A 15,779-nucleotide genomic window follows, 5' to 3' on the forward strand; every position below is an offset into this window, starting at 1 on the left:
TTTTAACTTTCCCCCCGTCAAGAGTCTCGGGCAACTTTTGTAATAAACAGAACATTGAGGGGAAAGTTCATATCCTATTAAGTTTGATAACGATTCATATGACTGCTTTACTTTTTGATGTGTTATACTGCTGATGAATGATTAACACTAAGCTCATTGTGCTATGGCTATTCAAAGTTTTGATACTACTTAATTTGCCAAATACACACACAACTTAATATATGAGAAAATATGATTTCAATATATTCTTGCTTTTCTCCTATTTAATTTTGATGTATTATATATTTAATTATAGTAAGAGGGTGTGTTTAAATGGCAAAAATAGCATGGATCGTACCTTCTTTGGGGGTATATAATAATCATCAAGGAGACTTAGTCATTGAAAAACCATTATCTTTTATTGAATTAGAGACTCTACCAAATAATTTTTCTTTTAATATATCTTTTGGGATAATTAATTTAGAAGATACAAAACAATATGATTTAAATTTTCAAATTTTAGACCCTGAAGACCAAATCATATTTGATATTAATGTTGATATTGATCATCAAAAATTAATTCAGGATAATACAAATAAGCCATTTAATAATGTCTTTGAATCAAATGCAAACTTTAACAATTTTAAATTTCAAAAAGAAGGGCTATATACTATTAAATTATCTATAGATAACTCACATGCCCAGTCTAACTTTAATGTAAATTTGGTGTCGTAAATGATGGGTTATGAAAAAGTTAGTAGACCAGATGAGTTTAATATACAAAACAAAGATGAGAGAGTAACATTTGATTCAAAAAATCTAAAAAAAGCAAGTGGTAGTTACGAGTTTTATCAAAATTCAAGATCTACTTATGAAGAGGTGAATGATATGAGCGAGTATATAAGTAGAAAAGAGTTTGAACAATTCGAAAAACGTATAGATGACAACTTTAAGCATTTAAATTCTAAAATGGATTCTTTACCCGATAGATTTAGTGATAAAATGGAAATAGCCTTAAATCAACAATTAGAGAAAATAAGAAAAGAGAGAAAAGAAGACAAAAAATCAATTATTACATGGAGTTTGACTGGAACAGGTATCATCGTTGCATTATTAACATTTCTATTTAATTTTATTTTCTAAACCGCACTTTAATTGGTGTGGTTTTTTAGTATCTGAAAAACAAACGAACTAATCGAATAGAAAATCATTCAGTACGATATTTTTAAAAAGTAATTATGACACACCTTTAATCTCCTGGAAGAAAATGTTAATTATAGTTGTTCAAACAAGACATGAACATGTGTACTTTAATTTTAAAAGAACAGTATTTAAGGATATATACGACGTCATAAACTTACTTGACAACTACAGAAGGGATTTTATCAACATCAACTTTGATTTATATAAGAGTAAAAAAAAATAATTACCTTTAAGTTTTCATAAGGGCTGAGGCATAGTTACCATTTTTATATGTCTGTTCAAAAGACATTTATGTTTAGGACATAGACTGCTGTATTGAAAATGAGAAGTAAAGCATTCGACTACACAGGTTATCGTTTCTTCTGAGATAATGGGGAGGATAGGAGGACTACTGATGAGAATAGGAACGATAGCGGACATACATTTTGATCGACATCAACATTTAACGATGCAAGATTATCTTGAAGCATTGGTGCGTCTCATTCATCAAGCCGATTTAAATATGCTCATTATTGCGGGCGATATTTCAAATCATCATGCGTCAACATTCGATTTTATCCATCAACTGACAGAGCGGACGACAGTTCCCATTTATTTTATACCTGGTAATCATGATTTATGGCGTCGACCAGATGAAAAATGGACGTCAGCAGAAATATTGCAATTGTATCAAAATCATCCGCAATGTTTGATGGGCTCACCTGTTGTAGTGGATGATTATGTCATTGCAGGGCATATCGGCTGGTATGATTATAGCTTTGCTGCTGATCGATTTACGTATGACAAGTTAGTGAGTGGTAAGCATTATGGTGCGACTTGGCAAGATAAAGTGCACACGGATTTTGGTGTATCTGATCGACAGCTTTCGCAATGTTTTGCTGATGAAGTGTGGCAAGATTTAGCGGGTTATGCGGATTATCAAGTCATTTTAGTGACGCATGTGGTAACACATCCGAAGTTTACTGTACCGATGCCGCACCGGATTTTTGACTTTTTTAATGGTTTTTTAGGAACGAGTGATTTTCAACCGCTGTATCGCCATTTTAATATTCCGTATAGTGTGATGGGGCACGTTCATTTTCGAAAAAGGTTAACAGAAGAGGGCACGACGTTTCTTTGTCCATGTCTTGGATATCCCCGGGAATGGCGGACGACTGACCTTGCAACAGAATTACAGCATGCTTTACAAGTGATTCAGCTATAAATGCCAAGTGTAAATTGCGGTGGCGAAAAGAAACGGCTGACGTAAAAAATAAAGCCGATGCGCGGGGTACACATCGACTTTGCTCAACTTTAGTTTTATTATCTTATAAAAGGAGGTTTAGGATATACTTGATCTAGCATTTAATATTGGGGTTCAAGTATGTCAATCTGGGATGATGTCGAACAGTTTCAAATGACGTCCTATGTCTTAACTGTTCTGAACTCATTGTATCGTTAATAGAGTGATTTCACATCGTACAATAGGAGGGACTTTTTCTCAGACTTAAGCATGACCGAATACAAATCGTAATATTTCCTATTTACAGCAGAAGGATTTTCGTTTATACTCCAGTTAGATGCTTCAAAATATAGCTTATATTTGATGAAGTTTCTTAAAGCCTTTTTTAAGGTTGTTTAGTTGAATTAACCATATTTTACTAAACTAAGGTGTCAGTCATTTTCTAACATGAGTCTTCCATTAGTGCTCATGACAATAACGTATAGAAGTATGCGCCGTTAAGGGCCAACTTCTTTTTCCCCAGTAGACAAGTCTTCTTCATTGAAGGCTTGTTTTTTGTTTTTTTAGGTGGAAAACAACGAAATGAAGGAACTTTTTTCTATATAAGTCAAATTACTTTACCTTTTTATGAGAGCGCTTTACAATACAGTTAGAGTTAAATTGAATGCGACATCATTAAGCGCAATTAAGTTCATAATTGTGATATGTTCTTTTATCTGAATATTTGAAATGGTGTCAAACTAAAAGGAGGCAATATACATGAGTGTTAATGTGAGAGATTATATTGATGAGCAGTATAACCTGTTTATTAACGGTGAATTTGTTCCATCAGAAACAGGGGAATATTTAGATGTCTATAACCCAGCAAACGGTGAAAAATTATCGCAAGTAGCAAGAGCGAGTGAAAAAGATGTAGACAAGGCTGTTGAAGCGGCAACTAAAGCTTTCCCAGACTGGAGCCGTCGTTCGAAAGCTGAACGTGCAAACATGTTACGTCAAGTGCACGATAAAATTATGGAGAAAAAAGATCACTTTGCTCATGTTGAAAGCTTAAACGCGGGTAAAGCGATTCGTGAATCAAGCAATATCGATATTCCTTATACAGCCAAGCATTATCAATATTTCGGTAGTGTGTTAGATACAGATGAAGGTACAATCAACAACATGGAAGATAAAATCATGAGTATCATTCAACATGAACCAATCGGTGTTGTAGGTGCTGTAGTGGCTTGGAACTTCCCAATGTTACTTTCGTCATGGAAATTGGCACCAGCACTTGCTGCAGGGAATACAATTGTCATTCAACCATCTTCATCAACACCATTAAGTTTGATTGAATTGGCAAAAGTTTTCCAAGAAGTTTTACCACCTGGTGTTGTCAATATTGTTACTGGTAAAGGTTCTGAATCAGGTAATGCCATCTTTAATCATGAAGGTGTCGACAAGTTATCATTCACAGGTTCAACGGCAGTAGGTTACCAAGTCGCTGAAGCAGGTGCGAAACGTCTAGTTCCTGCAACGTTAGAACTCGGTGGTAAAAGTGCCAACGTTATTTTAGATGATGCGAATCTTGATCTAGCATTAGAAGGTTCACAATTGGGTATTCTCTTTAACCAAGGTGAAGTATGTAGTGCAGGATCACGCTTAATCGTTCACGAAAAAATTTACGATGAATTTATGCCACGTCTTGTTGAAGCATTCAAAAAAGTGAAAGTGGGCGACCCATTAGATATGAATACACAAATGGGTTCTCAAACAGGTCAAGCACAAATTGACAAAATCCAAAGCTACATCGATTATGCGAACGAATCTAACGGTGCGAAAATTCTTGTCGGGGGTCACCGCATCACTGATAATGGCTTAGACAAAGGGTATTTCTTTGAGCCAACAATTATCGAAGTGGATGATGCAAACGACAAATTAGCACAAGAAGAAATTTTCGGACCTGTGTTAGTGGTCATCAAAGTCAAAGATGACGAAGAAGCGATTGACGTTGCAAATAACTCTGATTACGGCTTAGCAGGTGGTGTATTCTCAACAAACATCAACCGTGCTTTAAACGTTGCGAAAAACGTACGAACAGGTCGTGTATGGGTGAATACGTACAACCAAGTTCCTGAAGGTGCACCATTTGGCGGTTACAAAAAATCAGGTATCGGTCGTGAAACGTATAAAGCAGCCATTGAAAACTATCAACAAGTTAAAAACATTTATATTGATATTAGCAACGAAACAAAAGGCTTATATTAAAATGTGTTGAATTAAATGATGGGATGAGTAAGGGACATCTTTAAGTTTTCTGATTCATTCCCATCATAAATGAAAGATGCAATATTGAAATATACAATGACCATAAATATATGGAATTTGAAAATTTTGTGAAGAGGTCTGAGATGTTTGAGTCTCGGGCTTCTTTTTTCGGTCTAAAATTTGAAAAGCCTGGATTTTAAACTGCGCCATGTCCAAATGCAAATTCGAATCAAAAATATTCCAATGTTATGTTAATATAAAATTTATAAAAACAAAATAACAAAGATTGGAAGTGTTCAATCCAGTGAAGAAATTACTCTATCGTTGGTTCATCGACGGTCTCAGCTATATGACGCTTGGATTATTTAGCTCATTGATTATCGGTTTAATTATGCAAACGATTGGCAATCAAACGCTCTTCCCAAGTCTGCACTTAGAGTTTTTAGTAGAAGTTGGAAAAGTCGCACAAAGTTTAACCGGGGCAGCGATTGGGGCGGCGATTGCATATGGTTTAAAAGGGAAACCGCTCGTTATTTTTGCGGCTGTCATTGTCGGCATGTTAGGTTATGAAACGTTTTCTGGCGGTGCAGTAGGGGCATTCTTTGCGGTACTTATTGCTGTCGAATTAAGTCAGTTTTATGCAGCGAAGACAAAAATCGACATTATTATTACACCTTTACTAACATTAATGATTGGGGGCGTAGTTGCGAAGTTCTTAGGGCCTGTATTAAGCCAGTTGATGTTAGAAATAGGAAAAGTGATTATGATTTCAACAGAGCAACAACCTTTTGTGATGGGAATCCTTGTGGCAGTTATTTTTGGGTTGTGTTTAACAGCGCCGATTTCAAGTGCGGCTTTAGCATTGATGTTGGATTTGTCGGGATTAGCAGCCGGTGCAGCGACGGTAGGGTGTGCCTGCCAAATGATTGGTTTTGCGGTGACAAGTTATAAAGAAAATGGTGTGAGTGGCATCATTTCAATTGGACTCGGGACAAGTATGTTGCAAGTGCCCAATATTTTATTAAAACCACTTATTCTCATTCCGCCGACATTAGCGAGTGCGATTGTTGCACCGATTATGACAGTCTTTTTCCCAATGACGAATAATGCTGCAGGCGCAGGAATGGGGACGAGTGGCTTTGTCGGTCAAATTATGACACTTAACACCATGGGAGCAAGTCTTGAAACATGGTTGCTCATTATCGCTTTCCATTTTGTTTTTCCAGCATTGGTAACATTTTTAATTTATCGTTTCATGATTAAGCGTCAATGGCTCCATGTGGGCGATCAAAAAATTCAATTGAATCAATAGTTATTAATTTTTTGTGAAAATTTGAACATTGGTATTCATTTGAAGCGCTTTCTTGTTACAATATAACCGAAAGTATTTCACAAAAGGGGGAGCCAAAATGGCAACAAATTCATCTTCAAAGAAAAAGGAAGGATCAACATTTAAGCCAATATGGTTTATTTTAAGCTTTGTTGCACTCATCGCAGTGTTACTTATGCCTACACCCGCAAGTTTACCTTTTATGGGGAAAGCAGCATTAGCAATTTTGGCATTCGCAGTCATTTTGTGGGTGACTGAAGCTGTGACGTATCCAGTATCTGCCACAATTATTGTAGGTCTCATTATATTATTACTCGGATTTAGTCCAGTTCAAAACTTGACGCAAGCATTGGGGAATCCTCAAAGTGGAGGCGCCGTATTGAAAGGTGACGACATTTTCGGTACAGGCAATGCATTGAAATTAGCCTTTAGCGGTTTTTCAACAAGTGCCGTCGCGTTAGTTGCTGCAGCGCTATTTTTAGCAACAGCCATGCAAGTCACGAATTTACATAAACGTTTGGCGCTATTAGTACTATCGTTTGTTGGAAATAAAACGAAAAACATCGTCATCGGAGCGATTCTTGTATCCATTATTTTGGCATTTTTCGTACCATCTGCTACAGCACGTGCAGGCGCGGTCGTACCAATTTTACTCGGGATGATTGCGGCGTTTGGTGCAGCGAAAAATAGTAAGTTAGCAGCGTTACTCATCATCACGGCCGTTCAAGCGGTATCGATTTGGAATATTGGGATTAAAACAGCTGCTGCCCAAAATATTGTAGCGATCAACTTTATTAACGATCAGCTCGGCCATGATGTCTCTTGGGGTGAATGGTTCTTATACGCCGCACCTTGGTCAATTATTATGTCTATCGTCCTTTATTTTGTAATGTTGAAAGTCATTCCACCTGAACAAGATGCGATTGAAGGTGGTACGGAACTTGTTAAACAACAACTCGCAGAACTAGGTCCAGTCAAACCAGCAGAGTGGCGTTTAATCATTATCTCATTACTATTACTCGTATCATGGTCAACTGAAAAAGTGTTACACCCAATCGACTCTTCTTCAATCACATTAATTGCATTAGCGATTATGTTAACACCAAAAATCGGTGTGATGAATTGGAAAGAAGTCGAAAGTCGTATTCCATGGGGCACAATCATTGTATTTGGTGTGGGTATTTCTTTAGGTAATGTCTTATTGAAAACGACAGCAGCGCAATGGTTAAGTGACCAAACATTTGGTTTAATGGGCTTAAAAGGTATGCCAATCGTAGCGACAATTGCATTAATTTCACTGTTTAACATTTTGATTCATTTAGGTTTTGCAAGTGCGACAAGTTTAGCATCTGCATTAATTCCGGTCTTTATTTCATTAACATCAACTTTAAGTCTAGGTGACAACGCCATTGGTTTCGTATTAATCCAACAATTCGTCATCAGTTTTGGATTCTTACTTCCAGTGAGTTCGCCACAAAGTATGCTCGCATATGGAACAGAAACATTTACGGTTAAAGATTTCTTAAAAGCAGGGATTCCCATTACGATCATCGGTTACATTCTCGTTGTAATTATGAGTATGACGTATTGGAAATGGTTAGGTTTGCTATAAAAATTCATTAAAATCATTAACACAGCAGTCAAGTCGTGGACGATGCTACACTTGGCTGTTGTTTCAATTATCGTGTGCGTTCCAGTTTTATATGAATGTGACAGTTTTTATTTTTCGAAAATAGCATCATATCGATAGAAAATTTGAATAGATATTACAACTTTTGTTTCATTCATGTAAAATGAAAGAGAAACGTCATGAACAATCAACAATGTTTAATATCAAATGGAGGTTGAACAATGGGGATTCAAAAACCGGCAAAATCAGTCGCTGATACGTATTCATCAAGAGAAACAGTGCAAAGTATTATCCATTCAGTCGCAATGAAAGAAGTCATGTTGGATAAGGCGATGCCACGCTACATACTCAAATCTATGTTGTCAGGGTTTTTATTAACTATCGTCACAGTCTTTATGCTCGCGATGAAGACACAAATGGCTGGGGCGCTTCCAGGTGTTGTGAATTTAATGGGGGCGGCGGCATTCAGTATTGCGTTAGTGTTCATCGTCTTAACGCAAGCCGAATTATTGACGAGTAACTTTATGTATATGACAGTCGGGCTATACTATCGTACGGTGTCTTTCGGTAAAACGATGTGGCTATTTACGATTTGTTTTATTGGTAATATTTTAGGTGCATTTGTACTATTTATTTTAATGTATTTCACAAAAGTGATGACACCTGAAATGATATCTGCATTAACAGCAACAGTTGATGCAAAAACGGTTGAATCGACTTGGCAAGCGATATTAGTGAAAGGTATCTTTGCAAACTTCTTTATCAACATTGGGATTTACGTCTCTATGCAATTTAAGGAAGGTTTGTCAAAAACATTTTTCATCGCAATTGGTGTGATCATATTCGTATTTATGGGTTATGAACACGTCGTTTATAATGCGGGCTTATTTGTAGGGATGATTTTTTATAACATCGATGCTGTTTCTTGGTTAGGTGTACTGAAAAACATCGTCTTCGCATTTATCGGTAACTATATCGGTGGTGGTATTTTTGTAGGTCTGTTGTTTGCGTATTTCAACGGTTCACGTAAAATCGAACAAAAGTAGACATCAGGTTATGATGAGGATGGGCATAAAATTTTTGATGCTATTGATGCAATATTTTTGTTGAACTTGCCCTTCCTATGGTTTGTGGTTTTTGATTGCCTTCATGGCTTTGCTTTCCGAGGGGCTGGCCCTTCAACTAAATTCGGCTTAATTGAAACATACATGAGATGGATACCGAATTAGATTTTGGGAGCAGTACAGAAATCTCATGTGCTACAAAGATTTCGTAGTACTGCCCCCGCAAGGCTGACTAGACTTCTCAAAAGCATCAGCATTGAGAAGTCAGACAGCTACTGCGTTAAACAGTAGCCTCTATCGAAGTTAAATGACGTTATTTTGTTTTCAACTTTATCCCTCAGGAGTCTCAGCCTTCTGGGCAATCTTAGACCCAATAAAGCGAAACTGAGGGCAAGTTTATGAAATCAAAAAAAACAATAGCATCAATTTTTTGTATACCATTTCCCCTCATTTTCCGACTGCTTTAAAGTCATTAATGAATCATAAATCTCTGAATGGATTGAAGTTTAAAATTTTCAATGTCCCGCCCCCAGACAGCTACTGCGTTAAACAGTAGCCACTATCAAAGTTAAAAATCGACATTTTGTTTTCAACTTTATCCCTTAGGAGTCTCATCCATTTTAGCAATTTGAATTTAAATGATTCGAATCAATGGGAAAGGTTGTAAAGTGAAAAAATTAAAAATTTTGATCCTCATCCACCTTAACTGATTTTACATTTCCATATTACCATATTCGCTCATCGTAGGAGTGGGGCTAGGAAACTCTATTGTATCCTAGTCCCTTTTTCTCGTAATGATTCCTTTTTTTGATGCTATATTATATACCTTTGTGGCAAGTCGTTAGGAACGGGGCCCTTCATAGCATTTCATAAAGTTTGTCATATTGAAAAGTGAAGTATGGGTGTACAAGTAGTCGTTCACGATAACAACCCATAAAAATGAATGCAATAAGTAACAAAGCGTATTCATTTCTATCATATATAAAATTTGATAATCTAACTACATATGAATGAAAAGGGAGGCGACACTATGTCTCAAGTCAATATTAGAATGGCTACTTTAGAGGATGCTGAGGCACTGCACGAATTGATGTATCGTGCTTTTACACCTTTAAGAGAGGTCGGCATTGATTGGCCATCTGTGAATGCGACATTAGAAATGATTCAAGATAATATTCAAAACAATGCGGCATACGTGCTTGAAGTAGAGGGGAAAATTGTTTCAACATTGTCGATACGTTTTCCATGGGAGCCAAGTCACCCGGTCTCTAAATATCCATTTGTTTGGTGGTTTGCGACAGATCCAGACTATGGTGGCAAAGGTTATGGTAACCAAATGATGACATATGTAGAAGAAACGATTTTACGCGATACGCTAAAAGCACCGGCTGTCGTATTAGGAACTTCAGGGCGTAAAATGGGTTGGTTAAAAGATGTCTACGCACGTCGCGGTTATGAAACTTTCTTTACAATGGAAGATGAAACAGGCGATGAAGGTGCGATGATGGTCAAAGTCTTGATTCCAGAACGATATAATAAAGATTTACTTGCACCTCCACCATGGGCTCAAGGTGAATAGTGCATAGTTGAAATCTGAGTCATGTTGATGGATATCATAACGAATCATGATAGACGCGAGTTTTACATTGATGATAATGAATAGGGAATTCCCTCAAGATAGTGGAGAGGGGATTCCCTATTTTTTATCTTTAATGTGAATTTTATCACATTGATGACGTGTTTTCGTCTACAATAAAGTTGTAGGGGGTGACGTGTTGCGAAAAGTGATATTCGTTGTCCATGGGATGAGAAAAGGGCAACTGAACGAAACATTAACACAATTTGTTGCGCAGTTATTTGAATCAGAGCAGTTGGATTATGAGATTGCATTTTTAGAAAGTGATACTGCAAACTTACCGACAGTGATTGAAAACCAAGTGGAATTAGGTGCGACAGAACTTATCTTAGTGCCATTATTGCTATTTTCAGCGTCACATTATTACGAAGATATTGTGAATGGTTTGGAAGATTGGCGTCAAATATATCCTCAAACGACATTTCAATTGGCTGAACCACTTGGCACACATCCTAAAATGAAAGCGTGGGTGGCTGATCAAATCGAACGTTACCTTGACGATATATCGGAAGATGCGGTTGTTGTCGTGTTAGCGCATGGTAGTGCACGTTTTAATGAACCCGATCATGCATTAGAAGCCATCGCGAACCAGCTGTCAACGGTGTCGAGACCTTGCTATCCATGCATGGTCTACGGGAAGTTAAATTATGAAAAAACTTTAGTCAAACTTGCCGAACAATGGCGAAAGTTACTGATTATTCCATATTTCTTTTATGACGGTTACTTAGTTCAACGTACGAAACAGCGTATTTTAATGCTAGATTTGCCGTGTGAAGTCACTTTTACAACAGCGATTAATTTTCATCCGGTTTTAAAAGAAGTCATTGTGCATCGACTTGAGGCATGTATGGGAGGTGCAACATGTATCCTATCCAGTTAAATTTGGCACGTAAAACAGTGGTCATTGTCGGTGGTGGGAAAATTGCTTGGCGGAAGTTTATCAAATTAAAAGATGAAGCAGAACAACTTAAAGTCGTGAGTCCTACTTTTGATGATGCCTTTTTAAATGAACAATGGGGGGCGCATATTCAGCTCATTCACAAGTGTTATGAGCAGGGAGATTTAGACGATGCTGACCTCATTATCATTGCGACAAATGATGCAACAGTGAATCAACAAGTGCGTGATGATGCGGCGCCCACACAATGGGTGAACCATACAGGAGATCGCACACAATCAGACTTTTATAACAGCCTTGATATTGAACATCAAGGGATGAAGATCAGTATCAGTTCAGAGGGGCATTCTATTCAACAAACAAAAGCATATGCGGCGAAAATAAAGGCGTTTTTGGCGACGCTTGAGGAGGATAATGATGAGTAAAACGAAATTATTAATGGTCGGAAATGGTATGGCTGGTGTGCGCACAATTGAAGAAATATTAGAACGCGACCCAGACCGTTTTGATATTACGATTATCGGTAAAGAACCGTATCCGAACTATAACCGAATCATGTTATCGAATATATTACAAAACAAAATGACAGTAGAAGAAACGATTATGAACCCATATGAATGGTATACAGAGCGCAACATTCGTCTCATTACAGGAGATAAAGTGGTCAAAATTGATCGTGAAGCGCAACAAGTTGAGACAGAGCAAGGTCAAGTCGTTGATTACGATCAAATGATTATCGCAACAGGTTCAGACGCGTTCATTTTACCGATTGACGGTTCACGTTTAGAAGGTGTGGTCGGTTTTAGAACGATTGACGATACTGAAAAAATGTTAGAAGTAGCGAAAACGAAAAAGAAAGCGATTGTCATCGGTGGGGGCTTGTTAGGACTTGAATGTGCGCGTGGTTTAGTCGAACAAGGTATGGACGTAACAGTCGTTCATTTAGCGGAATGGTTGATGGAAGTGCAATTAGACCGTCGTGCAGGTGAATTGCTGAAAAAGGACTTAGAAAAACAAGGATTGCACTTTGAACTTCAGGCGAACACACAAGAAATTATCGGTGACAAAGAAGTTGAAGGCATTCGTTTATCGGATGGTCGTGTACTCGATGCAGATATGGTGGTCATGGCTGTCGGAATTCGTCCTGTCACAAAAGAAGCACGTGCAGCAGGATTAGATATTGGTCGAGGCATTATCGTAGACGATTTTATGCAAACAAGTGATCCGAAAATTTATGCTGTCGGTGAATGTGCGGAACATCGCTCAAAAGTGTACGGTTTAGTTGCACCTTTATACGAACAAGGCAAAGTATTAGCTGACCATATTACAGGACGTCCAACTGAAGGATATCAAGGTTCGACAACATTTACATCATTAAAAGTATCTGGATGCGACCTATTCAGTGCAGGGCGCATTACTGAAAATGAAGATATACGTGGTATTGAAATGTTTAACGGTGTTGACAACATTTATAAAAAAGTATTCGTTCAAGATAATGCGATTGTCGGTGCGGTGCTTTATGGCGACACCGAAGAGGGTAACCGTTTCTACAATATGATGAAAAAAGGCGAAACGATTGACGATTATACGCTCGTGTCCATCTTGCATAAAGCAGGCGCAGTGGATGCGATGAACGTTGCAGAAATGGATGATGATGAAACAATCTGTGGCTGTAACGGTGTTTCAAAAGGCACCATTGTGAATGCCATTCAAGAACAAGGTTTAACATCAGTTGCAGATGTGACACGTGTGACGAAAGCAGGGAACTCTTGCGGTAAATGTAAAGGTCAGATTGCAGAGTTGCTTGAACATACGTTAGGCGATGATTTTGTCGCAAACGCACCGACAGGTATTTGTGCATGTACAGACTTGTCACGCGATCAAATCGTGACACAAATTCGCGCAAAAGGTTTAAAAACATCAAAAGAAGTCCGTCATGTGTTGGATTTCAAAAATAAAGGCGGTTGTCCAAAATGTCATCCTGCCTTGAACTATTATTTGAATATGGTGTACCCAACTGAACACGAAGATGAAAAAGCATCACGTTTTGCGAATGAGCGCTATCATGCCAACATTCAAAAAGACGGAACATTTTCAGTGATTCCACAAATGCGTGGCGGTGTAACAGACGCAGATCAACTCATTCGTCTCGGTGAAGTGGCGAAACAATATGATGTGCCATTAGTGAAAGTGACAGGCTCTCAACGCATCGGTTTGTATGGGGTGAACAAGGAAGACTTACCAGCAGTATGGGAATCACTCGGCATGCGTTCAGCGTCAGCTTATGCGAAGAAAACACGCTCAGTGAAAAGCTGTGTCGGTAAAGAGTTTTGTCGTTTTGGTACGCAATATACAACGCGTTTAGGCATTCGTTTGGAAGCGACATTTGAATATATTGATACGCCACATAAATTTAAAATGGGTGTATCGGGTTGTCCGCGTAGTTGTGTTGAATCAGGCGTGAAAGATTTCGGTGTTATCGGTGTAGAAAATGGCTTCCAAATTTACGTTGGTGGTAATGGCGGTACAACAGTGGAAGTTGCAGAACATTTAACGACGGTACCAACAGAAGATGACGTGATTAAATTATGCGGTGCGTACATGCAATACTACCGTGAAACAGCGAATTATGCAGAACGTACAGCACCATGGTTGAGACGTATAGGATTTGACCAAGTAAAAGCAGTTGTCCTCGATCCAGAAAAACAACAAGAATTATATGACCGCATTATGATTGCGAAAGCTGCTGTTGAACAAGAACCATGGCATGACATTGTAGAAAATGAACGCAAACAAAAAATATTTGAAGTTGAGAAGGTGTAAGGCGATGTTACAACAAAAAGTAAAAGTGGCGAAGTTAACAGATTTAGAACCATTAATTGGTAAAAAAGTCTATGTCGGTGAGACGCCTATCGCATTATTTTTAACAGAAGATGGCGACATTAAAGCGATTCATAACGTATGTCCACATCAACAAGGTCCTTTATCAGAGGGCACAGTGAGTGAGCACTATGTATTTTGTCCACTCCACGATCAAAAGATTGATTTGAATACAGGAGAAGTACAAGAACCCGATGAAGGTTGTGTCGCGACGTATCCTGTTGAAGTGGTGGATGGAGATATTTATATATGTCTGCCTTAGCGGAAGCACCGACAAAGGTGTACTTAGTCGGTGCAGGTCCAGGCAATCCATGTTTGTTGACGAAAAAGGCAGAGCGTTGTATCGAGAAAGCGGATGTCATTTTGTATGATCAGCTCGTGAACCCTTTTTTACTGCAATTATCACGTCCGGATGCAGAGTGGATTCATGTCGGCAAAACGCCTTACACACGTACAACGAAGCAAGAACGCATTAATACATTGCTCGTTGAAAAAGCGCAAACGGCACAAGTGGTCGTTCGATTAAAAGGGGGTGACCCAGCGATTTTTGGACGTGTGACAGAAGAGGTCGATACGTTGCGCGAACACCGAATTCCATTTGAAATTGTACCAGGTGTGACAGCCGCGAGTGCAGCCATGAGTCAGTTGGGTCGTGGATTAACAGAACGCGGTGTTTCAACGCATATTACCTTTACGACAGGGCATTTTAAAAATAACGAAGAAAATGATATTGATCTGACAACACTCGCTAATGACGGTACTCTCGCTATCTATATGGGCATTAAGCGATTACCAGAACTGATGCAAGCGATTCAACAACAAATTGGCATTGATTTTCCAGTTGCGATTATTTTTAATGCGACACGTTCGGATCAACATGTCGTCAGTGGAACAGTGTCGACGATTGTGGAACGCATGGCGGTATTGCCTGAGCGTATGGGACCGGGTATTACCATTGTAGGACAAGTGGTGAGAGACTTGGATGAAGCGGTATTGAATCCAAGTGGTGATGTTGAGACGGTATTGGTGAAAGGTGAGCGGCATCAAGCGATTGAAGTGGCGTATGAATGGGCAGAAGCCGGACATGCGGTTTTGATTGATGATCGTGGGTGGAGCGATTTGCATCCGACACAAGCGGAGACGATCGCGCGTTGGATAGATGAGATGACGTTTACACGTGAGATTTCTTTAACTTAGATAAAGGGAGAAGCATTGAGCATTTAGCTGATTGCGTCCTTTGAACTCGCGTTCTTAGGGGTGAACATGAACCCCTGCAGTTTACACTTAAATATCAAAAACCGATGTCTAGTTTAGCTTATCCTGCTAAGCTAGACATTTTCAATTATATTTTCCTTTTGATGTCTATTCAAATTATTGTTATTCATTTTGATTTTATCTACAATTAAATTTCCCTTGCTGTCTTGATTTAAAAAAGAATCATAAAAATGGGCTTCCTTTCTGTCTTCTTCAAGTTGTCGCTTTTCTTCTGTTGTAAAGATTTGGGTATTGTCTTTTTTTGAAATTCCATGAGCATTAGCGTGAATACTAAAAATAATTCCAGATACACAAAAACAAATCAATATAAACAATAAATATTTTTTCATATGGATACTCCTTAAAATAGTAATATTAGCAATATAGGGAATATAATAACTATATTAAAAATGTTCATAAATACACTAATCAA

At 38.2% G+C, this 15,779-nt stretch carries 14 protein-coding genes; 13 read left to right on the top strand and 1 reads right to left on the bottom strand.

Annotation, left to right across the window (positions count from 1 at the left end; all coding sequences use genetic code 11):
• Window positions 1-312: 312 nt before the first annotated feature.
• The 13 genes from CCE82_RS03425 to cobA all read left to right on the top strand — a co-directional run bounded on the left by CCE82_RS03425 (window position 313) and on the right by cobA (window position 15,289).
• Entirely contained in the window at window positions 313-714 is a 402-nt protein-coding gene (locus tag CCE82_RS03425) for a DUF6941 family protein (RefSeq protein ID WP_086428033.1), read from the top strand.
• Window positions 715-717: 3 nt separating this feature from the next.
• Complete coding sequence (locus CCE82_RS03430) at window positions 718-1,122, top strand: hypothetical protein (RefSeq protein ID WP_159454518.1); 405 nt, start codon at window positions 718-720, stop codon at window positions 1,120-1,122.
• 454 nt (window positions 1,123-1,576) lie between these two features.
• Complete coding sequence (locus CCE82_RS03435) at window positions 1,577-2,386, top strand: metallophosphoesterase (RefSeq protein ID WP_086428035.1); 810 nt, start codon at window positions 1,577-1,579, stop codon at window positions 2,384-2,386.
• 777 nt (window positions 2,387-3,163) lie between these two features.
• A complete protein-coding gene (locus CCE82_RS03440) occupies window positions 3,164-4,654 on the top strand; it encodes an aldehyde dehydrogenase family protein (RefSeq protein ID WP_086428036.1) in 1,491 nt (496 codons plus the stop codon).
• A gap of 304 nt (window positions 4,655-4,958) precedes the next feature.
• Window positions 4,959-5,966 (top strand): PTS sugar transporter subunit IIC, encoded by a 1,008-nt coding sequence (locus tag CCE82_RS03445; protein ID WP_086428037.1) that lies wholly within the window; start codon window positions 4,959-4,961, stop codon window positions 5,964-5,966.
• Window positions 5,967-6,063: 97 nt separating this feature from the next.
• A complete protein-coding gene (locus CCE82_RS03450) occupies window positions 6,064-7,596 on the top strand; it encodes an SLC13 family permease (protein WP_086428038.1) in 1,533 nt (510 codons plus the stop codon).
• A 239-nt stretch (window positions 7,597-7,835) separates the two neighbouring features.
• Window positions 7,836-8,660, top strand: a complete 825-nt coding sequence (locus tag CCE82_RS03455; protein ID WP_086428039.1) for a formate/nitrite transporter family protein — start codon at window positions 7,836-7,838, stop codon at window positions 8,658-8,660.
• Window positions 8,661-9,708: 1,048 nt separating this feature from the next.
• On the top strand, window positions 9,709-10,257 hold the full coding sequence (locus CCE82_RS03460; protein ID WP_086428040.1) for a GNAT family N-acetyltransferase: 549 nt from the start codon (window positions 9,709-9,711) through the stop codon (window positions 10,255-10,257).
• A 193-nt stretch (window positions 10,258-10,450) separates the two neighbouring features.
• Window positions 10,451-11,194 carry a sirohydrochlorin chelatase gene (locus tag CCE82_RS03465; RefSeq protein ID WP_086428041.1) on the top strand — a complete coding sequence of 248 codons (744 nt, stop codon included), beginning with the start codon at window positions 10,451-10,453 and terminating at the stop codon, window positions 11,192-11,194.
• Window positions 11,176-11,637 carry a precorrin-2 dehydrogenase/sirohydrochlorin ferrochelatase family protein gene (locus CCE82_RS03470; RefSeq protein ID WP_086428042.1) on the top strand — a complete coding sequence of 154 codons (462 nt, stop codon included), beginning with the start codon at window positions 11,176-11,178 and terminating at the stop codon, window positions 11,635-11,637. Before CCE82_RS03465 ends, CCE82_RS03470 begins: the two co-directional genes overlap by 19 nt.
• On the top strand, window positions 11,630-14,035 hold the full coding sequence (gene nirB, locus CCE82_RS03475; protein ID WP_086428043.1) for a nitrite reductase large subunit NirB: 2,406 nt from the start codon (window positions 11,630-11,632) through the stop codon (window positions 14,033-14,035). Before CCE82_RS03470 ends, nirB begins: the two co-directional genes overlap by 8 nt.
• Window positions 14,036-14,039: 4 nt before the next feature.
• A complete protein-coding gene (gene nirD, locus CCE82_RS03480) occupies window positions 14,040-14,354 on the top strand; it encodes a nitrite reductase small subunit NirD (protein ID WP_019166531.1) in 315 nt (104 codons plus the stop codon).
• On the top strand, window positions 14,342-15,289 hold the full coding sequence (gene cobA, locus CCE82_RS03485) for a uroporphyrinogen-III C-methyltransferase (RefSeq protein ID WP_086428044.1): 948 nt from the start codon (window positions 14,342-14,344) through the stop codon (window positions 15,287-15,289). Before nirD ends, cobA begins: the two co-directional genes overlap by 13 nt.
• 131 nt (window positions 15,290-15,420) lie before the next feature.
• Here the strand turns inward: cobA and CCE82_RS03490 are convergent, their stop codons facing one another.
• Complete coding sequence (locus tag CCE82_RS03490; RefSeq protein ID WP_086428045.1) at window positions 15,421-15,696, bottom strand: hypothetical protein; 276 nt, start codon at window positions 15,694-15,696, stop codon at window positions 15,421-15,423.
• Between the last annotated feature and the right edge of the window lie 83 nt (window positions 15,697-15,779).

The sequence above is a fragment of the Staphylococcus cornubiensis genome, from assembly GCF_900183575.1.
GTDB classification, from domain to species: Bacteria; Bacillota; Bacilli; order Staphylococcales; family Staphylococcaceae; genus Staphylococcus; species Staphylococcus cornubiensis.